Source organism: Acrocarpospora sp. B8E8 (assembly GCF_039871605.1).
In the GTDB taxonomy this organism is placed as follows: Bacteria; Actinomycetota; Actinomycetes; order Streptosporangiales; family Streptosporangiaceae; genus Acrocarpospora; species Acrocarpospora macrocephala.
Genome location: NZ_JBDPLV010000002.1, coordinates 22055 through 46045 on the forward strand (window position 1 = coordinate 22055; position 23991 = coordinate 46045).

21 protein-coding genes are annotated in these 23991 nt (G+C 68.4%); 13 read left to right on the forward strand and 8 right to left on the reverse strand.

The window, feature by feature from the left end; all coding sequences use genetic code 11:
• The first annotated feature begins 273 nt into the window (after window positions 1–273).
• Genes ABGB08_RS02835 through ABGB08_RS02845 form a run of 3 tightly spaced genes read left to right on the forward strand, consistent with a single transcriptional unit; the run spans window position 274 to window position 2654 of the window.
• Window positions 274–1080, forward strand: a complete 807-nt coding sequence (locus tag ABGB08_RS02835) for an SDR family oxidoreductase (RefSeq protein WP_347585882.1) — start codon at window positions 274–276, stop codon at window positions 1078–1080.
• A gap of 36 nt (window positions 1081–1116) precedes the next feature.
• Window positions 1117–1620 (forward strand): 2,4'-dihydroxyacetophenone dioxygenase family protein, encoded by a 504-nt coding sequence (locus tag ABGB08_RS02840; protein WP_347585884.1) that lies wholly within the window; start codon window positions 1117–1119, stop codon window positions 1618–1620.
• 50 nt (window positions 1621–1670) lie between these two features.
• Window positions 1671–2654 carry a LysR family transcriptional regulator gene (locus tag ABGB08_RS02845; protein WP_347585886.1) on the forward strand — a complete coding sequence of 328 codons (984 nt, stop codon included), beginning with the start codon at window positions 1671–1673 and terminating at the stop codon, window positions 2652–2654.
• Window positions 2655–2741: 87 nt separating this feature from the next.
• Here the strand turns inward: ABGB08_RS02845 and ABGB08_RS02850 are convergent, their stop codons facing one another.
• Window positions 2742–3785: an alcohol dehydrogenase catalytic domain-containing protein gene (locus ABGB08_RS02850; protein WP_347585888.1), complete on the reverse strand. Its 1044-nt coding sequence runs from the start codon at window positions 3783–3785 to the stop codon at window positions 2742–2744.
• 262 nt (window positions 3786–4047) lie between these two features.
• Here ABGB08_RS02850 and ABGB08_RS02855 point away from each other — a divergent pair, with 262 nt between their 5' ends.
• Genes ABGB08_RS02855 through ABGB08_RS02880 form a run of 6 tightly spaced genes read left to right on the forward strand, consistent with a single transcriptional unit; the run spans window position 4048 to window position 10429 of the window.
• Window positions 4048–5403, forward strand: a complete 1356-nt coding sequence (locus tag ABGB08_RS02855) for an extracellular solute-binding protein (RefSeq protein WP_347585890.1) — start codon at window positions 4048–4050, stop codon at window positions 5401–5403.
• A gap of 2 nt (window positions 5404–5405) precedes the next feature.
• On the forward strand, window positions 5406–6332 hold the full coding sequence (locus ABGB08_RS02860) for a sugar ABC transporter permease (RefSeq protein WP_347585892.1): 927 nt from the start codon (window positions 5406–5408) through the stop codon (window positions 6330–6332).
• Window positions 6329–7192: a carbohydrate ABC transporter permease gene (locus ABGB08_RS02865; RefSeq protein WP_347585894.1), complete on the forward strand. Its 864-nt coding sequence runs from the start codon at window positions 6329–6331 to the stop codon at window positions 7190–7192. The genes ABGB08_RS02860 and ABGB08_RS02865 overlap by 4 nt, the downstream gene beginning before the upstream one ends.
• A 26-nt stretch (window positions 7193–7218) precedes the next feature.
• A complete protein-coding gene (locus tag ABGB08_RS02870; RefSeq protein ID WP_347585896.1) occupies window positions 7219–8046 on the forward strand; it encodes a VOC family protein in 828 nt (275 codons plus the stop codon).
• Window positions 8043–8996 carry an aldo/keto reductase gene (locus ABGB08_RS02875; RefSeq protein WP_347585898.1) on the forward strand — a complete coding sequence of 318 codons (954 nt, stop codon included), beginning with the start codon at window positions 8043–8045 and terminating at the stop codon, window positions 8994–8996. The genes ABGB08_RS02870 and ABGB08_RS02875 overlap by 4 nt, the downstream gene beginning before the upstream one ends.
• A 29-nt stretch (window positions 8997–9025) precedes the next feature.
• Entirely contained in the window at window positions 9026–10429 is a 1404-nt protein-coding gene (locus ABGB08_RS02880) for a GH1 family beta-glucosidase (RefSeq protein ID WP_347585900.1), read from the forward strand.
• A 212-nt stretch (window positions 10430–10641) separates the two neighbouring features.
• On the opposite strand, the gene ABGB08_RS02885 is transcribed toward ABGB08_RS02880, so the two are convergent.
• From ABGB08_RS02885 to ABGB08_RS02910, 6 genes are all read right to left on the reverse strand, one after another.
• Window positions 10642–10995, reverse strand: a complete 354-nt coding sequence (locus ABGB08_RS02885; protein WP_347585903.1) for a hypothetical protein — start codon at window positions 10993–10995, stop codon at window positions 10642–10644.
• A gap of 270 nt (window positions 10996–11265) precedes the next feature.
• A complete protein-coding gene (locus ABGB08_RS02890; protein WP_347585905.1) occupies window positions 11266–12138 on the reverse strand; it encodes a carbohydrate-binding domain-containing protein in 873 nt (290 codons plus the stop codon).
• A gap of 482 nt (window positions 12139–12620) precedes the next feature.
• Window positions 12621–14585 (reverse strand): condensation domain-containing protein, encoded by a 1965-nt coding sequence (locus ABGB08_RS02895; RefSeq protein WP_347585907.1) that lies wholly within the window; start codon window positions 14583–14585, stop codon window positions 12621–12623.
• 1332 nt (window positions 14586–15917) lie between these two features.
• The gene (locus ABGB08_RS02900) at window positions 15918–16193 is read right to left on the reverse strand and encodes a nuclear transport factor 2 family protein (RefSeq protein WP_347586425.1); all 276 of its coding nucleotides are present in this window, start codon (window positions 16191–16193) and stop codon (window positions 15918–15920) included.
• Window positions 16190–16399, reverse strand: coding sequence for a nuclear transport factor 2 family protein (locus ABGB08_RS02905; protein WP_347585909.1), 210 nt, complete (start codon window positions 16397–16399; stop codon window positions 16190–16192). Before ABGB08_RS02905 ends, ABGB08_RS02900 begins: the two co-directional genes overlap by 4 nt.
• Before the next feature lie 40 nt (window positions 16400–16439).
• On the reverse strand, window positions 16440–17288 hold the full coding sequence (locus ABGB08_RS02910; protein ID WP_347585911.1) for an SDR family NAD(P)-dependent oxidoreductase: 849 nt from the start codon (window positions 17286–17288) through the stop codon (window positions 16440–16442).
• A gap of 115 nt (window positions 17289–17403) precedes the next feature.
• Here ABGB08_RS02910 and ABGB08_RS02915 point away from each other — a divergent pair, with 115 nt between their 5' ends.
• Window positions 17404–18309, forward strand: a complete 906-nt coding sequence (locus tag ABGB08_RS02915) for a LysR family transcriptional regulator (protein WP_347585913.1) — start codon at window positions 17404–17406, stop codon at window positions 18307–18309.
• A gap of 155 nt (window positions 18310–18464) precedes the next feature.
• On the opposite strand, the gene ABGB08_RS02920 is transcribed toward ABGB08_RS02915, so the two are convergent.
• Window positions 18465–20534, reverse strand: a complete 2070-nt coding sequence (locus ABGB08_RS02920) for an alpha-L-fucosidase (protein ID WP_347585915.1) — start codon at window positions 20532–20534, stop codon at window positions 18465–18467.
• Between the two features lie 242 nt (window positions 20535–20776).
• On the opposite strand from ABGB08_RS02920, the gene ABGB08_RS02925 reads away from it, so the two are divergent.
• The 3 genes from ABGB08_RS02925 to ABGB08_RS02935 are packed head-to-tail and all read left to right on the forward strand — an operon-like array spanning window position 20777 to window position 23986.
• A complete protein-coding gene (locus ABGB08_RS02925; protein WP_347585917.1) occupies window positions 20777–22114 on the forward strand; it encodes an extracellular solute-binding protein in 1338 nt (445 codons plus the stop codon).
• Between the two features lie 55 nt (window positions 22115–22169).
• On the forward strand, window positions 22170–23144 hold the full coding sequence (locus ABGB08_RS02930; RefSeq protein ID WP_347585919.1) for a sugar ABC transporter permease: 975 nt from the start codon (window positions 22170–22172) through the stop codon (window positions 23142–23144).
• Window positions 23141–23986 carry a carbohydrate ABC transporter permease gene (locus ABGB08_RS02935; protein WP_347585921.1) on the forward strand — a complete coding sequence of 282 codons (846 nt, stop codon included), beginning with the start codon at window positions 23141–23143 and terminating at the stop codon, window positions 23984–23986. The genes ABGB08_RS02930 and ABGB08_RS02935 overlap by 4 nt, the downstream gene beginning before the upstream one ends.
• Window positions 23987–23991 lie beyond the last annotated feature (5 nt).

Consider the following 23991-nt stretch of genomic DNA (forward strand, 5'->3'; position numbering starts at 1 on the left):
CCAGCGACCGGCCGTCGAAGCCGCGCGATTTCAGAATCAGGACGGCCGGCACCCACGTGCTCATGAAGAACCGCGACTACATCCCACCTGCTGCGTGACCTGTCGCCCTTCCCGGTCCGGCCGCCGGTCGAGATCGCGTGAACCGCCCGTCCGGGCGGCGGCCCTCTCGAATCGAATGACGGTCATCCTGGTCCCGCATGAACGGCGGCCGGTCGCAGTACCGGCGGGTTAAATCGTGTTCGTCCAGTCATCTTCCGCCCGAAAGGGATGGCCGTGAGCGAGCAGAGCGAGCAGGTTTCCGTCGCGGCAGATGGAGCGGGCTCGCCGAGGTCCGCCGCCCGCCTGGATGCCCTCCCTTCGGACCTGGCGCGGCCGGACGCGGGCCGTAGTGTCGTCGTCATCGGTGGGACCAGCGGGATCGGCACCGCGATAGCCGAGCGGTTCGCCGGGTCCGGCGCGAGCGTGATCGTCGCCGGGCTGCGCTCCGCGGACACGCCGGCCTCGCTGGCCGCGGTCGCGCGCACGGTCGAGTTGGACATCACGAACGGTCACGATCTGGAGGACTTCCTCGCCGGCTTGCCCGCACTGGACGTTCTGGTGAACGCCGCCGGAGTCCTCCACCGCGGGGAGGAGTATCGCCCCGAGGTCTTCGCGCGGGTGGTGGAGATCAATCTGACCGGAACCATGCGCGCCTGCGTCAGCGCCAAGCCGCTGCTGTGCCGCGGCGGAGGCTGCATCGTCAATGTGGCGTCGATGCTGAGTTTTTTCGGCGGGCCGCTCGTGCCCGCGTACACCTCGAGCAAGGGCGGGGTGCTGCAGCTCACCAAGGCGCTGGCGGTGGCATGGGCGGCGGAGGGGATCAGGGTCAACGCCGTGGCGCCCGGCTGGATCCGCACCAGCCTCACGGCGGGTCTGCACGACAACGCCGAGACGTTCCAGCGCATCGTCGACCGCACGCCGATGGGCCGGTGGGGCGAGCCCGCGGACGTCGCCGGGGCCGTCGCCTTCCTGTGCGGGCCAGACGCCCGGTTCATCACCGGTGTCGTGCTCCCGGTCGACGGCGGCTACCTCGCCGCGTGACCCAGTCCCCTGAAACGACCAGAGAAAGGCAAGACCATGACGAGTGCCCAGGGACCCGTGATCGCGATCTCCGGAGAGGTGCCGCCGGAGATCGCCGTCGCGGCGGTTCCGGACGACGACCGGGTCTGGGTGCCCCAGGCCCCCAACGTGTGGTTCCGCCCGCTGATGTTCAACACGGTGACCGGCCAGTGGTGCAACCTGCTCAAGGTGACCACGTCCGGCATCGTCTCGCGCCACCGTCACCCCGGCGCGGTCTTCGGCTACGTGATCAAGGGGAAGTGGCACTACTACGAGCATCCGTGGGTGGCCGAGGCCGGTCACTTCGTGTACGAGCCGCCGGGGGAGATCCACACCCTCGCCGTGCCCGACGACTGCGACGAGATGATCACGTTTTTCAACATCTCCGGTGCGATGGCGTACGTCGACGAGGCCGGGGTGCAGATCGGCTTCGAGGACACGTTCACGAAGATCGACATGTGCCGTGCGCACTATGAGAAGGTCGGGCTCGGGGCCGACTACGTGCGCCAGTTCATCCGCTGACCTGCGGCCGCCCGGGGCGTGCCGACTCCGCATAGGTAGGCTCGTCGCCGATGGACATCAAGAGCGTTCACCACTACCGCATCGACTGGATCGCCAGCTTCGTGGCGGTCGCGCGCTATGGCGGGTTCTCCGCCGCCGCCAAGGCGCTCTACCGTTCGCAGCCGCGGGTCAGCAGCCACATCGCCGACTTCGAACGCGAGTTGGGCACCAAGCTGCTCGACCGGTCCGTGCACCCGGCCGTGCTCACTGCCGAGGGGCGGGCGCTGCTGCCGCACGCCGAGGAGATCCTGCGCCACCTCACCATACTGGCCGACCTGACCGGGGGAGTGGTGCGCGGCGAGGTGCGGCTGGGCGCCTACCCCAGTGCCGCCGCGTACCTCTACCCGCTCGCCGTGCGCGCCCTGCGGCGTTCCCACCCGCAGGCGCGGCTGGTGTTGCGTGAGGGGCCGAGTGTCGCGCTCGGCAGCTCTCTCATCAGCGGGGACGTGGATCTCGCCATCCGGCCGCTGCTGCCGTTGATCAACGCAGACCAGGTCGCCCACCGGATCCTGTGGCGGGAGCCGCTGGTCGCGGTGTTCCGCGAGGATCACCCTCTCGCGCGGGCCCGTTCGGTGTGGCTCAGCCAGATCGCCTCGCTGCCGGTGATCAGCATCGGGGAGAGCGACGAGGGGTACGGCCGGCAGTACGAGACCAACCTCGCCTTCGCCCAGGCCGGGCTCACCCCGACGATCACGGCCCAGACCAACCAGCCGCAGACGCTCATCTCCCTGGTCCGCTACGGCATGGGCACCGGAGTCACCAACAGCCTGGCCATGACCACGGCCAACATCGAAGGGGTCGCGCTGGTGCCGATCGCCGACCCGCACTGCGAGCGGGTGGTCGCGCTCTGGTGGCGCGGCGACGGCGTCAAATCACCCGCCGTGGACGCGGTGCGGGAGGTCATCGGCAGGCTCCCCTCGCCCCAGTGGCCCTGGGGTGAGGAGTCGCCCGTCCCGCCGCCCGCGGATCAGCGCCGAACCCAGGGCCACCGCTGACTCGTCCACGCCGCGACAGGCCACAGACGATGGGCGATATCATCCGATATGTCATAATTGTGGTCGTTCGGCCTCGCCAGCCGGAACTCACCGGTCCGCGTGCACCCGTACCAGGATCTTCGCGTGCCGGTCCCGGCCGGGGCCGACGAGCACGTCGAGTCCGTGGCTGACGGTCTCGGCGAGGGCGACCCGCGCGGTCACGATCCGCCCGGCCCGCTCGCCGTGGGCGGCGAGGATCTCCATGGCCGGGGTCATGTCGGCGTCGGCGAGGTGCGACATGCTGCCGATGATCCGTATCTCGCGCAGCGCCACGTCGGCGAGGTCGAGGGTGCTGGGGCCGCCGGGCAGTCCCACGATCACCACGACGCCGCCGGGTTCGGCGAACCGCACGGCCGCGTCGCCCGCCGACGCCGCGCCCGAGCACTCGATCACGACGGGGGCCTGGATCCCAGCGGCGCGGGCCTCGGTCACCTCGAGCGCCGCCAAGCCCAGGCCGGCCGCGTGCCTGATTCGTTCCTTGGCGATGTCCAGCACGGTGACGCCGTTGCCGTCGGCATCGAGGATCAGAGCCGCCGCCAGGCCGATGGTGCCCGCGCCGATCACCACGCACGGCATGCCGGCCGGGCGGCCCGCGTGCCGTACCGCCCGCATCGCCACGGCGAACGGCTCGGCGAGGGCGGCCAGTTCGGGGCTCATGCCGGGCGGCGCGGGCACGGCCATCGAGGCCGGGACGGTGAGGAGGTCGGCCAGCCCGCCGTCGGCGGACTGGCCCAGATGGCCGAGGATCAGGCAGAGCTGGACGTCGCCCCGCGCGCACGGCCGGCAGGCGCCGCACGGCAGCAGCGCGTTGAGGGCGACGAGGTCTCCTTCGGCCGGCGCGGTCACGCCGGGGCCGGCCGACTCGATCCACCCGGAGATCTCGTGTCCCATGGTCAGCGGTGCCGACCGCCCGGTCACCGGGTGCGGACGCACCGGGACGTGCACCGGGCCGAAGCGGTATTCGTGCACGTCGGTGCCGCACAACCCGCACCAGGCGACCCGGACCCTGACCTCGCCGGGCCCCGGGAGCGGTGGTGGCGGGACGTCCTCGACCCGGACGTCACCCGCTCCGTGCCAGCGAACGGCTCGCATGCGGGGAACCTCCTCGTCATATCCCGGGCGGCGCCGGGCTTTCGCAGTTTAGGCGGCCAGCCGAGGACGGGAATCGGATGCCGCAGCGGTTCGAATAGCCCCGATACGCGGCGGAAATGTTTCGTTGACGTCCCTGTCACAGCGGTGTGGACTGCCGTTCCAACACCTTCAGTCGTTCTCAATATTTCGTGACGCCGGCGCTCGGGGGCGAGGCCAGACCTGCGAACAGGGTCAAACGATCATCAAACGGAAGGACGCCGCCATGGTCCAGGGATTCCCGGGCAGCGCTGAGACATCGCCCAGCAGTTCCGGCGCCGGAGTGAGCCGGCGCAACCTGCTGCGCAACAGCCTTCTGGGCGCGGCCGCGCTCGCGGCGCCCGGCCTGCTCAGCGCGTGTGACGCGGACACATCGACGGGAGGCGGCACCACTGCCGGAGGCAAGGCCAAGGTGCGCCTGTGGCACTGGTACAGCCAGCAGCGCGACCAGTGGGGTCCGCTGATCCAGGAGTTCCAGGCCGCGCACCCCACCATCGTCGTGGAGAACCGCCTGTTCGGCGACCCCGACTCCTACCTGCCCGCGCTGCAGGGCGCGGTCGCCGCAGGCGACCCACCGGAGATCTTCGCGCCGCACGTCCTGGCCATCGAGTACGGCAAGGCCGGCATCTCCGCCGACCTGCGTACCGAACTGGGCGCGGACTTCCTGCAGGACTTCTTCCAGTCGACCAACGACGAGTACACCGACAACGGCAAGCAGTACGCCCTCGGCTGGATGGCGCAGACCTTCGGCATCTTCTACGACCCCGACATCTTCGCCAGGGTCAAGGCCGACGTGCCGGAGACCTGGGAGGACCTGCTGACGGTGGCCGGGAAGCTCAAGGACGCGGGCGTGCTGCCCTGCGTGCTGTCCAACAGCCCGGGCACCAACGGCCTGGACTTCTTCCTGCCACTGATCACCCAGGCGTCCGACGACCCGAAACTGCTGCTCGACATCGACCAGCAGCGCAACGGCGCCAAATGGGATCACCCCAAGGTCACCGAGGCGCTGAAGAAGCTGGAGGAGCTGGTCAAGGGCGGCGCGTTCGCCCCCAACGCCAACGGCATCACCACTCCGCAGGGCGAGACCCTGCTCTACACCGGCAAGGCGGCCATGCTCTTCATGGGCTCCTGGGTACCGCAGGACTTCATCCAGAACGCCCCCAAGGACTTCGTCCAGCGCTACAAGGTCATGCAGACCCCGGCCTGGGCGGCGGGCAAGCGGCACTGGTGCGCCAACCAGGCGGGAGCCGGCTTCGCCGTGAGCCAGACCAGCAAGAACAAGGCGGCCGCGCTGGAGTTCGTGAAGTTCATGTACGAGTCGCCCCGGTACGCGAAGATCATGAACGATTCGGCCAGCATGCCCTCCACTCAGACGGCCGGCGCCCAGGTCAGCGACCCGGTGCTGAAGGAGATGACGTCCTGGCTGATCAACGGCGACGGGGCGCCGCACATCCTGTTCGGCAAGGGCTCGTCGGGGTCGGCCGCCAACGCGGTGGCCGCGCTGATCGGCGGGCAGGCGGCGCCCGAGGAGACCGCGACGAAGATCCAGGCCGACGTCGTGCGCGCCCGCGGCGGCAACTGATCATGTCCATCGTCCGCGCCGCCCGGCCCGGGGCCGGTCTCCAGCCCCGGGCCCGGGAGGCCGTGATCGGCTACCTCTTCGTCGCCCCGATCGTGGTCTTCTTCGCGATCTTCGTCGGCGTTCCGTTCCTGCGCTCGCTCTACCTGAGCCTGTCGGAGTGGAGCGGCTTCGACGAGCCGAGGTTCGTGGGGCTGGACAACTTCGACTTCATGATCCACGACCCGGTGTTCTGGAAGGCTCTGGGCACCACGTTCCTGTTCACCGCCGTCACCACGGTCCTGCAGACGGTGCTGCCGCTGCTGCTGGCGGTGCTGATGAACGGGCGGTGGCGTGGCACGGTGATCTACCGGACGCTGCTGTTCATCCCGGCGGTGATCTCGTTCGTGGTCACCGGCGTGCTCTGGCAGCTCATCTACGAACCCAACCTCGGCACGCTCAACGAGGCGCTGCGCGCGGTCGGGCTGGGCGCGCTGGCCCAGCCGTGGCTGGCCGACCCGAACCTGGTCGTGCCGGCGCTCATCGTGGTATCGCTGTGGCAGTCCGCGGGCCTGTACATGCTGATCTTCCTGGCCGGGCTGCAGGGCATCGACCCGACACTGTACGAGGCCGCCCGCATCGACGGCGCAGGACCCGCGCAGCAGTTCCGGCGGGTGACCGTGCCGATGCTGCGCATGGTCACCGGGGTGGTGGTCCTGCTCAACCTGATCAACGGGTTCAAGACGTTCGACCTGATCTACGTCATGACCGGTGGCGGCCCCAACCGGGCCTCCGAGGTGCTCGGCACCTACCTGTACGGCCTGGCCTTCGGCAACGAGTCCGGGGCCACGCCGTCGTTCGGGTACGCCACCGCGATCAGCATGGTGATCTTCGCGCTGTGCATGATCGTGACGCTCGCCCAGTTGCGCACCTCCCGGAGGGCCTCCCGATGACCACCACACAGGCTTGGCGCAGCGCCTCGTCGGTGCGCGTGCGGCGCCGAATCTGGCGATCCACGGGATACGTGCTGCTCATCGCGATCTCCGCGGCCACCGTCTTCCCGTTCGTGTGGATGCTGCTGACCTCAGTACGCCGCAGGGACACCGTCTTCGGCGGCGGGATCATCCCCGACCACGTCACCTTCGACGCCTACCAGCGATCCTGGTCGCAACTCGACTATCCCTCACACTTCCTCACCACACTGGCGATCACCACGCTCACCGTCCTCGCGGTGGTGGCACTGGCCACCCTCGGCGGCTACGCGTTCGCCAAGCTGCGCTTCCCGTTCCGGCAGACGCTGTACGTGATCCTGCTCAGCACCCTCATGCTGCCGGTGACGGCGATCATCCTGCCGCTGTTCCTGCAGTTGCGCACGCTGCACCTGCTGGGCACCCGGCAGGGCCTGCTCCTGGTGTACATCGGCACATCGCTGCCGTTCGCGATGTTCCTCATGCGCGCCTTCTTCGAGACGCTGCCGGACGAGCTGATCCAGGCGGCCCGCGCCGACGGCGCGGGAGAGTTCACCATCTTCCGGAAGATCATGCTCCCGCTGGCCGCGCCCGGAGTGGCGACCGTGGTCATCTTCCAGTTCATGAACACCTGGAACGAGTTCCTCTACGCCCAGACGTTCCTCCAGAATCCGGACTACCTGCCGCTGCAGCCCGTGCTGTACACCATCGTCGGGCAGTACTCGACCGACTGGCCGCTGGTCTGCGCGTCGCTGACCATGTCCATCCTGCCGATCGTGCTCGTCTACATCCGGATGCAGCGCCGGTTCGTCGCCGGCCTCACCCTCGGAGCGGTCAAATCCTGACCGCTCAACCCCACGAAAGGACGCTCGTGCCCAACCATCCGATCGGTATCCAGCACGTCGAGATCGGAGTCACCGACCTGGCCCGCTCACTCGATTTCTACCAGGGCCTGCTCGGTTTCCGGCCGGTCCAGGATCTGGACTCGCCCGGTGTCCGCTGGCTGTCGGCCGGCCCCGCGCTGCTCAAGCTGGCCGAGGTCGGGCCCGGCGACCTCGGCGGCTGGATCAACGACGACCTCCAGCGCGGCGTGCGGCACATCGGCTTCACGGTCGGCGACGTCGATCTCCAAGCGGAAAAGGTCCGCGACGCCGGCATTCCCTTCACCCTGCCCCCGCTGGACGCCGTCGGCGGTGTGCGGCTGGCCTTCTTCCAAGACCCCGATGGGACCCACCTGGAGATCGTCGACAAGTACCTGCAATACCACACGGTGACCTCGCCGGAACTGGCCGACCGCGAGCGCGCCGCCGCGCAGGCCCGCCCCCGCACCGCCGGCCCGGCCTTCGGCCACGTCGCGGTGACCGTGGCGGACCTCGACGCGACGCTGGCGTTCTACCGCGACACCCTGGGCTACGAGGTGATCGGCGAGATCTCGCAGGACCAGGATCCGCGCGGCTTCCTGCTGACCTACCTGCAGGCCGGCGACGTCGTGATCGAGGTGTTCACCTTCACCGCGCCCAAGGCCCCCAGCCCTTGGACGCCCGATGCGTCCCGGCACGGCTTCCGCCACATCGGCATCGCCGTCGACGACACCGCCGAAGCCGCGGCGCGGCTGGTCGCGGCAGGGGCGCACCCGGCCGGGGACGGCCTGCTCACCGACGCCGACGGCGTGCCGCTGCGGCCGGTGAGCGCACGATGACGGCTCCTGTCTTCCCTCGGCGGCCGCTGGGCCGGACCGGTCTGGAGGTGACCCAGGTATGCGTCGGCGGCGGCCCGCTCGGCAGCATGCCGGAGAACTTCGGCTACGAGGTGAGCGCCGAGCGCGGAACCGCGACCGCGCTGGCGGCGCTGACCGGGCCGTTCAACTTCCTCGACACCGCCGCGGGCTACAGCGACGGCGAAAGCGAGCGGCGCGTCGGCGCGGCCCTGCGCCGGATCGGGGGAGTGCCGGACGGCTTCGTACTCGCCACCAAGGTCGACCGGGACGGCGTGACCGGGGACTTCTCCGGCGACCAGGTACGCCGCTCGGCGGAGGGCAGCCTGCGCAGGCTCGGCCTCGACCGGCTGCCGCTGGTCTACCTGCACGACCCCGAGCACATCAGCTTCGAGGCGGGCATGGCGCCCGATGGACCGGTCGAGGCCCTGCTGAAGCTCAAGGGTGAAGGCGTGATCGGCCATCTGGGCGTGGCCGGCGGCCCGGTGGAGCTGATGGCGCAGTACCTGCGCACCGGGGTCTTCGAGGCGCTGATCACGCACAACCGGTGGACTCTGGTCGACCGGTCCGCCGGCGACCTGCTCGACGAGGCGGTCACGCTCGGCGTGGGCGTGGTCAACGGCGCGCCCTTCGGCGGCGGCATCCTCGCCAAGGGCACCGCCGCGTCCGGCAAGTACGCCTACCAGCAGGCCGACGAGGAGGTGCTGCGCCGGGTACGGGCGATGGAGGCCGCCTGCGCCGAGCACGGCGTGCCGCTCGGCGCCGCCGCGTTGCAGTTCTCCATGCGCGACCCGCGCATCACCTCCACGATCGTCGGCGTCTCCCGACCCGAACGGGTCGAGGAGACCGCCAGGCTAGCGACCTGGGAGATTCCCGCCGGGTTGTGGGACGTCCTGCAACCGCTGGCCGCACCCCCCGCACTCTGGCAGTGGTGACCGCGCACAACCCAGGAGGAGTTTCGTCCATGACCGACACCGAGATCACCCACCTGTCCGCCGAGCCGGTGGCCTTCCCCGCCGGATTCGTCTGGGGCGCCGCCAGCGCCAGCTACCAGATCGAGGGCGCGACCACCGAGGACGGCCGCGGCCCCTCGGTCTGGGACACCTTCGCGCACACCCCCGGCGCGATCCTCGGTGGTGACACCGGCGACGTGGCCTGCGACCACTACCACCGCTACCGCGAGGACGTGGGACTGCTGGCCGACCTGGGAGCCACCCACTACCGTTTCTCGCTGGCCTGGCCCCGGCTGCAGCCGGGCGGGCGCGGACCGCTGAACGAGGCGGGCGTCGGCTTCTACGACCGGCTGATCGACGAGTTGCTGGCGCGGGACGTGCGGCCGTGGGTCACCCTCTACCACTGGGACCTGCCCCAAGAGCTTGAGGACGCGGGCGGCTGGCCGGAGCGGGACACCGCCCACCGGTTCGCCGACTACGCGGCGGCCGTCTACGCCCGCCTCGCCGACCGCGTGGAGAACTGGACGACGCTGAACGAGCCCTGGTGCGCCGCCTACCTCGGGTACGCCTCCGGGGTGCACGCGCCGGGCCGTCGCGAGCCGGCCGCCTCCGTGAGCGCGGCCCACCACCTGATGCTCGGCCACGGCCTGGCGATCCAGGCGATGCGCGCCCACGACGCGAGCCGATCCTTCGGCGTCACCGTAAACCTGTATCCGGTCGACCCGGCCGGCGACTCCGACGCCGGCCGCGACGCGGCACGCCGTATCGACGCGCTGATGAACCGTCAGTTCCTCGACCCGATGCTGCGCGGCGCCTACCCCGCCGACCTGCTGCGGGACCTGGCGGAGGTGACCGGCTCCGGGCACATCCTGGAGGGCGACACCCAGGTGATCGCCCAGCCGCTGGACTTCCTCGGCGTGAACTACTACAGCAGGCACGTGGTGCGGGCCGGAGACGGGCCGCGCCAGGCGCCGGACGCGGCCTCGGCATGGCCGGCCAGCAACGACGTGGAGTTCGTCAGCCGCGGCCTGCCCGCGACGGAGATGGGCTGGGAGATCGACCCCCAGGGGCTGTACGACGTGCTCAGCCGGGTGCACCGCGAGTACGGGCCGATGCCGCTGTACGTGACGGAGAACGGCGCCGCCTTCGCCGACGAGATCGGCCCCGACGGCGAGATCGCCGACCCGGCGCGGGTGGCCTACCTCGACAGCCACTTCCGCGTCGCGGCCCGCGCCATCCAGGACGGGATCGACCTGCGGGGATACTTCGTGTGGGCGCTGACGGACAACTTCGAGTGGGCCTGGGGCTACTCCCGCCGCTTCGGGCTGGTCTACCTCGACTACGCCACCCAGCGGCGCATCCCCAAGCAGAGCGCCCGCTGGCTCGCCCAGGTCACCCGCCGAAACGGACTGTGATCACCTGATCGGCGTCAGCCGACGCCATGGGGGTCAGGACGGCCTGGAGCCGCCGCAGGGAGCTCCTGCGAGGTGGAGGACGCCGTCGTGGAGATGAGCTTGCTGCTCGACCAGGGCGAGCCCGAGACCGGAGTCACCAGCGCGGGGCCTGGTTGTAGCGAAACAGTGCCGCCCGAAGTCCCGCCTCGGGCGGCACGAACCAGAGTCGGATGTCAGAACGCCCGCCTGATCGCGATCGCGTTCACCGAGCCACCGTTGTACTGGCACGCCCCAGAGGTGACGGGGTTGATGGCGAACCATCCGTTCGGCACCGATTGGGTCGAGCACATCACCAGGTGGCTACCGATCGGTAGGTTGTCGACACGAGTGATCCTTTTCCAGTTATAGAGGGGGTTGAGCGGGCCTGCCCCGCAGGAGGCATTGTGCAGCCAGGCGGTGACGGTCCAGCCGGCCGGGGTGGGGCTGGATCCGCAGACGAACTGCTCCTCAAGGGCAGCAGCGGACGCGGGGGCTGCCGTCGAAAGCACGGCCAGCGCAACGAGGGACGCGAGAGAGATGGCACGCATGAGATCTCCTTGCGGGATCGATCGGTCGTTCTACCAATGGGCCGCACATCGCACAATCGCGGCTTGAACAGGATCACTAGTTGACTGGTGGTCGATCCTGAATCCGATGCGCGGAAGGCCCGTATTCAGTTGACGGTGACTGTGGTTCATCGCATACGGCCGAGGGCCCGCGCCTGAGTAGGCTGTTCCTCGAATATGCGCATGCCCGGCCCTCGCTGGGCGGCGGCACCGTGGCTGGATCAGGTAGCCACGTCACCGCCGCCCACTGGTTCAGATGGCCGGGACGTTCACCCAGAAGCGGGTGTCGTTGGTCAGGTTGGCTGAGCTGCTGTTGAGCCGGTCGCGGATCCAGTTGATCGCGGTGCGGTAGGCGTTGATGTCGGCGGTGTTGGGGTTGCTGAGGCCGGTGGCTCCGTTGCGGTGGCCCGCAAACCAGGTGTTGATGCCGTAGTAGCTCTGGCTCTGGTGCAGGCAGGAGACGTCGGCGCTCAAATTGCTGTTCAGGGCGGCGCCGTTGTTGTAGCTACTGGTGGCCTGGCCGCGGAACTGGCTGCACGCGGTGCGGAGCATGAGCCAGTTCTGCTTGAAAATGCCGAAGTTGGCGGCGTCCCCGGACTTGTTGTCGCCGTAGGGGTAGTTGGTCTGCATGTTCTCGGTCTCCAGCATGGCGACCGCCAGGTCCAGGACGTTGCCGCCGGCACTGGTGACCTGCCGCTTTCGGTTGCCCAGACCGCTGACGGAGTAGGAGCCGCAGGTCGCACCGGAGGGACAGGTCAGCGTCCCGGACCCGCCTCCCGAGCCACCACCGGAGCCGGTGTCGGCACTGCTGCCGCGTACCACGCAGGAGCGGTTGTTCTCCCAGCCCCAGCCGTCCCCATCGGGGTCGGAGGAACTGCCGTTGACGCAGTACGGGTAACCGTTAGGCGCCGTACCACCGGTACCCGACCCGGCTGCCGGATCGGCGAGGCTGCCGCGTACCACGCAGGACTGGTTGTTCTCCCAGCCCCAGCCGTCCCCATCGGGGTCGGAGGAACTGCCGTTGACGCAGTACGGATAACCGTTGGGCGCATTCTCGGCAAAGGCCGGCGGGGCTACCATGATCGCCATGAGGACGACCAGCAGGAGCCCGAGGATTCGTCTCAATTCTGGTTCCTTTCACCGTCGCGGGAAGCAGGTTGTGGGGCGGAGCCAATATGACTTAAACGGTTAAGTCAATAGATCTGGCCCAACATCAGACAATGAGCTGGACATTTGCTTGATCGGTTGAGTGAAATGTTCAGCGAGCGGGGACTCTACTGCGGGCTAGGGGGGCGGCGCTGAACGTGGTGAAGTCCAGGATGAGCGCGTTGATCAGGCCAGATGGCAGCACCATGGACTTGCCCTCGCCGGCCGGGCCCGCCGCCAGTGGATCGGTCGCCCCTCATCGACGGCTGGGCCGTGTCGATCGCCTTGATCTGCCGGCTGCCCCGGTCACATGGCCACCCCCATTCGCCGGTGCCGAGGGCACCTCGGCCGTCAGGGTGGGGCGCCGTGCTCGCGGTAGAGCGCGGCCCAAAACTCCAGGGCGCGTACCTCGGCCGGGCTGTCGAGCGCGGGCCGGCAGTCGCGCGGGTAGAGCGAATCGTTTATCTGGATTGAATCGGTCGGACCCGGCGGGGCACGTCGCATGGGACGGGCTTCAGGCGGGCGGCGAGTTCCCCGAGCGGGATGTTGGTCATCAGGTCACGCATGTCGAGTCCCTGGTAGCCCTCGCGGCGCAGCGCCGTCAGCACCGCAGGGATGCGGATCGGTTCGCCACCCGCGATCGTGTACGACTCCTCCGGAGTGGCGGCGGGGGCGGCGTGTCTGAGGACCGCCGAGAGCAGCGGGCCTTCGTCCGGGAGGGGGTCGGGCACCGGTCCACGCCCGTCGTCCTCGGCCACGACCGGCAGTGCGGCCCACGCAGCCGTGGATGCCGGGTCGGTCGGCGGTGCCGCCACGATCACATACCGGCGGGGGGCGATCGCGGCGGGATGGCCGGGAAGGCGGCGGACGACCTCGCGGTGCAGCAATTGCGGCACCGGCTGCGGGGAGCCTGCTGCGACATAGGCCAGGACGCCATCGCCGTCGAGGACGACCATGCAGTCCCGGACACCGGCGCAGCCGAGCAGCATCCTGCGGATCTCCGCGAGGTCGATCCGGCAGCCGTCTATCCAGAGAGCGGGCGGGTGGATGGCGCGAAATGGGAAGGCGTCCTCGGCAGGCTCCCGAAGTTCCGCCCGCGCGAAGGAGACGAGCAGTTCCTCAAGCAGTTCCAGGAAGGCCGCCGCCTGCGCGGTGGTCCAGATCCGGCGCGAGGCGAAGACCGACACCCGGGTGCGCGGGCCATCGGCTTCGACCTGGATGCGGAAGCGGTCCCACCAGTCGATCTCCTCGGTGGTCACCTTGCTTTCCGCGGCCGCCTTCTCCAGGTCGGCCAGCCCGGGCTCGACGGGGTGGGGCTGCTGCTCGTCCTGCCCCGCGAAGTGGTTGTACTCCGGCAGGGCGTAGAAGCAGACGCCGCGCTCGTGGGCGATGCGCATGAACGAGGCCATCCGGTGCATGTGGTCGCAGTGGCCGTACCGGAGGCCGCGGACCATCTCGGCGGCCACGGTTTGGGTGAGCGAGCGCATCGTGTCGCCGGGGTGCACGCGCACCATGGCCATCGCCGGGAGGACCTCGGAGCTGACCAGGCCAGCCTGGTGGGGGCGGAAGCGGTTGGCGCTCTGGATCTCGATCGGGATCGTGGTGAAGCCGGTGGTGGCCGACAGCGCCGCGATCGACGCGGTCAGCAGCACGCTGACGGGTGAGACCTGGCGGCGGCGCGCCAGCAGGGCGGCGGCCAGGGTGACCGCGCCCGAGCGCAGCTCGGCGTGGGCGGCGCGGGCCGCCCGGTGCGCTCCGACGAGCGGGTCCGCCTCCGGGAAGAGCGTCTGCGGCATCTCGCGCAGCTGCCTGTCCCAGAACTCCAGCGCGCGCCGTTTGCGGCGCTCGCCGGCCTCGCCGGACTCGATCGCGGCGGCGTCCAGGGGCTGCACTTTGGCGGGGTCCAGGACGGAAGCCCTGCCTGCGGCGGCCGCCTCCAACAGCTCGGTCAGATCGCGGCAGAGCAGGCCGAAGGCCCACCGGTCGACGGCGATGTGGTCGAGGGCCAGCAGCAGCTCATGCGGCACGCCGCCCACGGTGACGACGGCGGCGGCCACCGGCAGGTGGGTGAGGTCGACCGCCCGCCTGGCTTCGGTGAAGAACCGGAAGGCCCGCCGGTTGGCCTCGCCCCCCGGCGCCGTGACCGGGAGAATCACCGGTTCGAGCGCCTCCACCGGGCATACCACCTGCACCGGGTCGCCTTCTTCGCCGATCACGAAGGCGGTGCGCAGCACCTCGTGGCGGGCCACGAGGGCGCGTAGCGCTGCCAGGACCTGGCCGGTGTCCAGACCTGCGGGGATCGGCTGGCGGAGTGGGAAATCGTTGAACTCGCGGTGCTCGGGGCGGTTGTAATGGTCGAGCCACGGCCATCGCTGCCCCCAGGTCAGCGGGCCGGATCTCAGCGGCGGCTCGGGGTCGACGGGCACGCGCTCTCCTCCGTTCAGCTCGAAAAAGCGGAAATGTTACGCGAAGGGTTAAGTAGTCAGACTATTAGATGAAAATTCCCGAGTGAGCATTTGTCATGCTAGTCACTGAACTGGTTAAGTACAAGTGTGTGAAATTCGCCGAACGTCCGCGAGTGGCCGCCCGGTGTGGCTCGGGCGGTGGGAGAATATCGTGATAATTGGTACGTCAAAGTACGAGGTGATCATGCCGACAGGGTCAGCTGGAGCGTGCGGGGCTGTCGGCGATCCCCTGCATCGGTTCGAGCGCGCTGACCAGCATGCCGGAACTGTACGGCTCTATGGTGAGCCCCGAGCGGGCCAGTCGAGACGGTGCGAGAACACGCTGGACGGCGAGATCAACTTCATCGACGGTGGTCTCACCGGCATGGCAATGTCATATCCATCTCCGATGCGTTCCAGTGGCCTGACACGGGGAATGAGGTTCCCCCATCGGGTTGCTCCGTCGGCAGAAAGCTGCCCTGGCCTCACAGGAACTTTAGGGCGAATCCGTACACGAGGAGAAACGGAACGCATGATCGGCGGCTATCAGCTATGACTCAAGGGGGGATGAATCGCCACGGTTTCTCGGAAATCGCGCTGCTGCAACGGGCCCCTGCCTGTATCCGCCGGGCCATCGCGGGCATTTGGAACAGACAGGTGGATCATCGGAGCCGGAGCCATCGGCCACGCACTCGCCGGCCGCCTCACCGCTGCCCGCCAGCAGGTCTGGATCAGCAACAGCCGCGGCCCGGACACTCTGAGACTCCTCCAGGAAACCTGACCCAGCACCTGCCGGAGCGGGTCAGAAGGGCTGCTGGGCCTCCAGACCCGGCCCGAAATCGAGTCGTTTACTCATGTCGAGCTCGAACTTGCACCGATTACGCGGTGCCTTGGCTGGCCACCGCGTACATGCCCGGCCCGTCCTTTGCCAAGACAGTCGCGGAATCTGGGCCGTCGCCGGTGGGCGCGATCGTGGTACTGGCCAGTGGCGTGGCGGAGGCTCCAGGCGATCCACGCGGCGACGTCGTCCGCGTCAATCACCGGTGCCGTGTAGTGACTCTGTACCCGCTCGACGGGCCGGGACTTCCTGGCGGAATTGGCGACACCAGCCGGGTCGGCCCTATCTGGAGATCTGCACCGCGCGGTCCGACTCCCACATGCCCTCGCCGACCTGCTCCGCACCGTCGTTCGAGGACGGGCTGCGGGTCCAGCGGGTGCTCGACGCGGTGGCCACAAGCTCGGGCTACTGGCGGGAGGTGTCACATCCAGCGACGACGGTTGTGAAACTGGGTCTTGATAGCAGAGTGCACGTTCTTATGCGGCTGCTTGAGGCGTGGCGGGACGGCTGTCGGTCCAGTCTACGATGATCTTCCTTTCGGTGAACAGCCACTGCCCGTCCCTACGGACGAAGACGTCCCGGTTGCGGATGGACATCACCATCAGCATCCGCTGGCCGCTGTGCTCGAACAGGTGGTAGGCGAGGCAGTGGGTCTCGCCTGTGGCGCTGTCCTCGTTGAAGTCCACGACATGCTGACCGATGAAGTGCGTCGTGGCTTGGAAGGTGTTCAGAAATTCCAGGGCAGCAGTCAGCTCGGCACGGCCCTGGAGAAGCTGGACGGGCTCACTGTTCGCGGGGTCGCCCTGGTAGGGGCGTCCTCGGCGAACAGCGCCGCCTGCCCCTTGGCGTCCCGGCGGTCGGCGTAGCGGGCATAGAGATCGACGAGCCTGCGGACGGCCATCCGGTCGGCGATCTCCCGGAGGAGCGCTTCGGAGGATCCTGCAGCGAGGGCGGTCATACGGGTTGCTCCTTTCCTCAGATGTATTCGATGTGCCGGGTCAGGCAGCGGCGTCGGTGGAGCGGCTGAGTTCCTCCCAGTCGGCCACCTCCTGCAGCCGGGACGCCAGCTCGGCGCGGATGCCGTCGACCGCATCGCCGCCCAGCACCAGCCGCAGGGGTGGGTTGCCGCTGTGAACGGCGGTGACGATGGCGCTTGCGGCCTTGGCGGGATCGCCCGGCTCCTGGCCCCGTATCGAGTCGATGGCTGTGCGGAAGGCGCCGACGCTGCCGTGATATGCCTCCGGAACCGGAGTGACGATCTTGCTCGCGTTGATCTGGGTCCGGAACGCCCCGGGTTCGACGATCATCACGCGGACGCCGAGCGGGGAGAGCTCCCGGGCGAGCGTCTGCGACAGGCCTTCCAGGGCGAACTTGCCCGCATGGTAGGCGCCGAACCCGAGGAAGGTGACCTGTCCACCCATGGAGCTCATCTGCACGATCGTGCCGCTGCCCTGCTCGCGCAGGTGCGGCAGGACCGCCTTGGTGACCTCGGCGGCGCCGAAGAACAACGTATCCATCTGGCTACGCAGATGGTCCATGCTGAACCCCTCGACGGCGCCGAAGAGCAGGTTACCGGCGTTGTTGACCACGACGTCGATCCGGCCGTGGACGGCCAGTGTCGCCTCGACCGCATCCTTGATGGAGGCGGAGTCGGTCACGTCCAGCGTGGTGGTGCCGACCCGGCCCTGTCCGAGATCCGCCAGGTCGCCCAAGACCTCGGGGCGACGGGCGGTTGCCATCACCCGGTCGCCCGCGGCAACCGCGGCACGCACCAGCTCGCGACCGAACCCGCTGGAACAGCCAGTGATCAGCCAAACCCGGGCCTGGTCGGCGGCGATGTCGGACATCAGTGAACCCCCTTATGAGTACGGGTCGCCCAGTGCTTCCCGCTATCCACCAGCCTGTCGGGGGCCATGATCAAGATCCAACACCCGCTTCCTGCCCGCGCTACAGTCGGAAGCTGTGACCCATCCTGAACTGCGGCAACTGCGATATTTCCTGGCCGTGGCCGAGGAGCTGAGCTTCACCAGGGCGGCGGAGCGCCTACTGATCGCCCAGCAGTCCCTCTCCCAGCAGATCACCGCTCTGGAGCGCCGGCTGGGGGTGCGGCTGTTCGACCGCGACAGCCGTGGCACCCGGCTGACCGGTGTCGGCGATGTGTTCGCCGCCGAGGCCCGCGCCGTCCTGGAACGCGCGGACCAGGCCCTCGCCGTCGTTCAGCGGGCCCAGCGGGGCGAGGTCGGCGACTTGCGCCTGGCCTTCTTGACCACCGTCGCCAACCATCTGCTGCCCCCCATCATCCGAGCCCTGCGCGAGCAATTGCCGGACGTGCGGATCACTACGGAATCGACGACCATCGCCACCCTCATCGAGGGCGTTACCAGCGGACGCTACGACGCCGCGTTCACCCGCCCGCCATTGGTCGACGGCCTCGCGTCCCAGACCTTGACCAACGAGCCCGTGTGTGCCGTCCTGCCCGAGGACCACGCCTTGGCCCACCGCACTGAACTGGATCTGCGGGAGCTGGCGGAGGAACGCTGGGTCCTCACCCCGCCGAGCTCATGGGAGCCCTGGCACCGGACCTACACCGACCACTTCCACGAGGCCGGCTTCATTCCCAACATCGTCCATACCGACGCCAACCCCCAGAACCTCCTTGGTCTGGTCGCCGCCGGCGTCGGCATCACCCGCCTAGCCCGCTCTTCTCAGAGCCTCCGCCGTACCGGCGTCGTTTTCATCCCCTTCACCGACGCCTACGCCCCCACCGACGTCACCTGGCTACCACGTAACGACAATGCCGCGCTCCCGCGCCTCCTTGAGATCGTCACCGACCTCGCGGCAACTCGTGATCTCACTCAGAGCGGATGATCCACGGCAGCCGAGATGGATTCACGCCGCGACGGTGGACGCGGCACCACCGCGGCGGCGCTGGCGATGGTGCTCGTCCCGCTGTCATGGCCACTGTCGAGGTTGCCGAGACCGCGGTCCACCCGGTTCTCTTCCCAGATAACACCAGACGCGGTTCACCCTGTTTCGGGGAGGGGGGTGACGCGCAAGACCCGTGCGGGCGACGCCATGAGCTCTGGCAAGGCGAGGATGCTGCCCTTCCTCCCGGGACTGGTGACGATCGAAATGCCAGTAGAGAGATCGTGAGCCTCTGTCCCCGATGGCAAATGCAGTCCATTGACCACGGTCTCTCCGGCGGCCGGCCCGAGCAGGTGGACGTACAGCGCCTCGCCTTTCACAGTGAAACGGACTGGGAGGCCGTCCTGCGTGGTGGACTCCGGTGTCGTCCAGGGGCGAGTGCCGTACACGGCCTCTCCGTGGACGGCTAGCCAGGCACCGAGTTCTGCCAGCGAGCGCTGCTGGATCTGCGGGATCCGGCCGCGGTCGTCGGGGGAGACGCCGAGCAGGAGATTGCCGTTCTTGCTGACCACGTCCAGCAGGAGGTGGACGAGCTGACTGCCGGTCAGCGTGTGCTCGGGGCCCTCCTGGCGATTCCAGCCGTAGGAGACGCCGACCGGCCGGGCCACCTCCCAGGGGCGGGTGTCGATCACGTGCCGCCGGGCGTAGTTGGGAGTGGCGACGTCGTAGCTGCCGGTCCAGAATCGATCGGTCACCACACCGTCGGGAACCCGAGCGTAGTAGTCGCGGAACACGGCTGCGGGGTCGCCGGGATAACCCATGTCGTTCCAAAGGATGTCCGGGCGATAACGGTCGATGAGCTCACGCCAGTGCGCGTCCACGTACGCGGCGTACTCGGGGCCGGGAGGGCAGCTGTCGCGGACCTCGACCATACGCCGGACCGGCAGGTTCGCGAAGGACCAGTCCAGGCCGGAGGAGTAGTAGACGCCCAGTCTCAGCCCCTTTTCCCGGATGGCCGCCGCAACGTCTCCGACGACGTCGCGTGGGGCGGTCCAGCCGTCGGGATGCGGCACGGCCGAGGGCCACATGCGGTATCCGTCGTGATGCTTGGCGACGGGCACGGCGTATCTGATGCCGGCGGTGGCGAACAGTTCGGCCCATTCCGCCGGATCCCATTCGGTCAACGCGGTTGCGAAGGGGGCTTGGAACTGCCGGTAGGGCATGGTCGCGTAGGTGGCGCGGTGGTAGGTCCAGGTTGGGCTGCCTTCGATCGCGAGGCTGTTCTGGTACCACTCGGAGAAGGGATGGGCGACGAGCGGGTCGGGCTCGTCGCTCACGTGCGGCCGGATCTCGTCGTCGGTGAGCAACTCCACCAGTGATTCGTCGAGCGGTGCCCAGCCGGGCACCGAGTACAGGCCCCAGTGGATGAGCACGCCCAGTTTCGCATCGCGGAACCAGGCGGGCGTCTGCCGCTCCACGGCGGCCTCGGCTGCGGCACGGTTTCGGCGCTTGACGATCCGAGGTTTCGTTTCCGGCCTTCGGCGGGCGGCGGCGGCCCTGGACGCGTGAGTGAGTGCCCAGGCGCGTGCGCCCTCGGCATCCCGGTTCTCCAGCGATGCGATCACCATGTCGTGATCCAGCAGCAGGTGCTCGCGCCCCTGCTCCCACATGGTCTGCCAGACCGAAAGACGGGTGGCACCGCTGAACAGAGCATCGGCGAGGGCGGCGAGTACGGCGTTGCCACTCATCTGCGCCAAGCCGAGGTGAAAGTCCCGATCGGCATGGGCGGCTTCCGCCGGGGTGTCGGCTTCGGCGACTTCGGCCGCCAGCTTGGACAGCGTGGGCACGCCGTCGGGTCCGGTGCGCACCGCCGCCAGCCCTGCCGCGGCTCCTTCGAGTACGGCCTGTACCTCCAGAAGCTCCTCTCTCCGGGTCTCGTCGGCGATTGGCAGGACCAGTCGAAGACCGGACAGCAGCTGTTCGGGGTCGAGCGCGGTGACGAACACGCCGGCACCCTGCCGCGGATCTACCAACCCGAGCGCCACCAGAGCGCTCATGGCCTCACGGATGGAGCCACGGGACACGCCGAGTTGCAGGGCTAGGTCACGCTCGACGGGAAGCTGCTGCCCGGGCCCGAACGCGCCGCTCGCGATGCGATCGAGAACCTGGCGTAGTGCCCACGACACGGCAGGGCGGCTGCCCCCAGGGCGCTGGTCCCCGACTGTCATCAAACCTCCAGGTAAACATCAGGACAAGGAGACTCTAAGTCATCGGACCAATCGACGCCAGATCACTGACTCCTCGGGCCAACTCGAAGGGCTGACCCAAGAGTCATTGGGTCAATTTCACGTAACAACCTCTTTACATGGCCTTCATGGGGGAGTAGAACTCTCCTGCGCTCACAAGTCATCGGGACAATTTCACCTGCGCTTGATTCGCTGGTCCTAGCACAACCCCCTGTGAGGATCCCATGAACATCAATCGGCGGACTTTCGCCCTCCTAGCGGCCGGAGGCGCACTGGCGCTGGCGACCGCGTGCGGCGGCACACCCGACCCTGCCGCGAGTGGCCCGGCCACCGAGGCCGCCACAGGCCCGGTCACTCTCAACCTGTGGACCTGGGCAGGGGCGCCGGGCGGCGCGGCAATGCAACGCGCCATCGACGCCTACACCAAGGACCATCCGAACATCACGATCAAGAACAACGAGATCGCGCAGCAGGATTTCAAGGCCAAGGTCCCACTCGCGCTGAACGCCGGCGAGCAGATCGACGTCCTGGCCGTGCAGCCCAGCCTGTTCGCCGAACAGATCAAAGACCAGTTGCTCGCGGTCTCCGCCTGGGAGAAGGACCTGCCGGCCGGGACGATGGCCAAGTTCCAGCCGCTGTCGCTGGAACAGAACAAAAAGCTCTACAGCGACGGCCAGCTCTACTCGGTGCCGTTCGGTCTGAGCGGCTCGGTGGTCGGTTTCTACAACGCGGCCCTGCTCAAGGAGATCGGCGTCGAGCCGCCCCAGACCTTCGCCGACATGGCGAGCCTGGCCACGGTGCTGAAGGAGAAGAAGCCGGGTGTCGCGGTGGCTGTCATGCCCTCCGGCGCCGACTCCTGGTTCCAGGACGAGTTCGCTCTCACCCTCGTCGGCCAGCAGGACAAGGACTTCTTCAATAACGTCCGCTACAACAACGGGCCCTGGAACACCCCGTCGTACGTTCAGGGACTGACCGCTCTGCAGAAGATTTACCAGGACGGCGGGCTCGACAAGAACCTGATCGACGTGGACTACGCCAAGGCCGAGGAGACCTTCGCCACCGGCAAGGCTGCGATGATCTTCAACGGCACCTGGGATTCGGTGCTGCTCTCACCCGCCTACCGTGCAGCGAACAAGATCGCGCTCACCGACGTCGGCGCGCTGCCGGTCCCGGCGGTGAGCGATCCGGCCACACGATCGCTGCGATCCTTCCTCGACGTCACCATGGGCATCCCGAAGACGACCAAGCATCCCATGGAGGCTGCCGACTTCATCGCCTACATCACCACGGGCGCGGGCGTCGACCAGTGGGCCAAGGAGCTCGGGCTCATCCCGGCAATCCAGGATTGGGCGGCTCCCGAGGGCGCTCTGGACAGCGACGCGGAGAAGGCGGGTTTGAAGACGATCCAGGACCTCATCGCCAACCCGCACGGCGACCGCAACAACCTGAGCGCCTTCTCCGCCGAGGTCGGTAAGGGCGTGCTGAAGGTCATCGGCGGGGGCGATCCCGCGGAGGCGGCCCAGAAGATGCAGGACGACCTCGACAGCGGCAAGTTCAGCTGACGATCCCTCCGGCCGGGCAGCACGCGTGCCCGGCCGGATGCCAGAAAGGTTATCCATGCGCCGCACGCTGAAAGGCGAGGGCCGGATCGCGTTGCTGTTCCTGGTCCCGCTGTTCGTCATGTACGCGATCTACTTCGGGTACAGCTTCTGGTTCCTGATCCGCACCAGCTTCACCAAGGTGTCGATCAGCTTCGCCAACGCGGTCGAGGTGGGCTGGAAGAACTACCGCCTCCTGCTGGAGGACGAGACGTTCCTCCACGCGATCCGCAACAACCTGCTGTTCGCCGTCGCGAGCATCGCCGTCGCGCTGACCCTGGGCTTCGTGATCGCTGTGCTGCTCGCCGCCGGCATCGGCGGACGCAAGATCTATTACGCGATCTTCCTGGTTCCGGCGCTCACTCCGATTGCGCTGGTGGCCACGGTCTTCGGGCGGATGCTCCAGTACCAGGACGGCGCGCTGAATCAGGCGCTGCGGGCGATGGGCCTGGACGGGCTGGCCGCGCACTGGCTCACCGAGCCCGGCTGGGCGTTCGCCGCCGTGGTGGGCCTGTTCGCCTACCTCATCGGCCTGCCCATCATGTACTACACCGCCGACCTGTCCGCGCTGCGGACCGATGTGCTGGAGGCCGCGGTCCTGGAAGGGGCGGGCCCCCTGCACATCATGCGCACGATCATCCATCCGATGATGCGCAGCACCCACATCACGGTCATCCTCGCGCTGCTCCTCGGCTCGTTCAGAGCCTTTGAGGTCGTGCTGCTGTCCACGGGCGGCGGGCCCGACGACACGACCGAGATCGTCGGAACCTACACCTACCGGTTCGTGACCTCGGCCGGTTCCACGATCGGCTACGCCTCGGCAGCCTCGGTCCTGGTGCTGATCGTGGCGCTGCTCGTCTCCGCGACGCAGGCCCTGCTCACTCGTCCGCGCCGCACTCGGCAAAGACGGCGCAGCGGTGGGGGCACCGGGGCGCCGGCGTCGCCCTCCCGCCCGGCCGCCGACCAGCCGGTCGCGGAAAGGATCTCGCGATGAGTGCCAGCACCTCACACACCGGCGGTTTCGGCCTGCTGAGCCGCCGCCGCCGTGATCGCGTGATCATGCAGCTGTTCCTCGGGCTGACGGCGGTGGTCTGGCTGTTCCCGATGTGGTCGGCGCTCAGCGAGGCGTTCCGGCTCGGCGGTCCGTCCACATTCGTGTCGCTGTTCACCGACCCCCTGGGGGGCGTGCCGATCTGGCGAACATACCTGAACTCCCTGGCCAACGGTGTCGTGCACACCGCGGTGGTCCTCGGCGTGTCGCTGCCCGCCGGCTATGCCTTCGGGAAGTTGCAGTTCCCCGGCCGTGAGCTGCTCTACTACGGCACGCTGTTGTTCCTGGCCATCCCCGGCACCGCGATCCTGGTGCCGCTCTACCACGTCACGCACGAGTTGGGCCTGTTCAACACCTACCTGGGCGTTGGCCTGCCGGAGGCGGCGCTGACCGTGCCGTTCGGTGTGCTGCTGATGCGCAACTACGCCGACAACGTGCCCGACCAGCTGCTGGAGGCGGCGATCGTGGACCGGGCCGGTCATCCGCAGATCTTCCGGTACGTCTTCGTCCCGATGGCCCGACCGGCCATCGTCAACCTGACCGTCCTGTGCTTCATGTGGTCGCTGCAGGACTTCCTGTGGCCGGCCATTTTCAACACACGGCCGGAGATGACCACGGCCGCGCAGGCGGTGTCCACCTTCCACAACGCCCTGTCCGCCTCGCCTGTCGACGCCGCTCGCTACAGCGCAAGCCTCGTTCTACTCGCCCTTCCCGCGGTCCTTCTCGTCGTGTTCGGCCTTCGCTTCATCACCAGCGGGCTGACCAGCGGCGCGCTCAAGGACTGACCCAT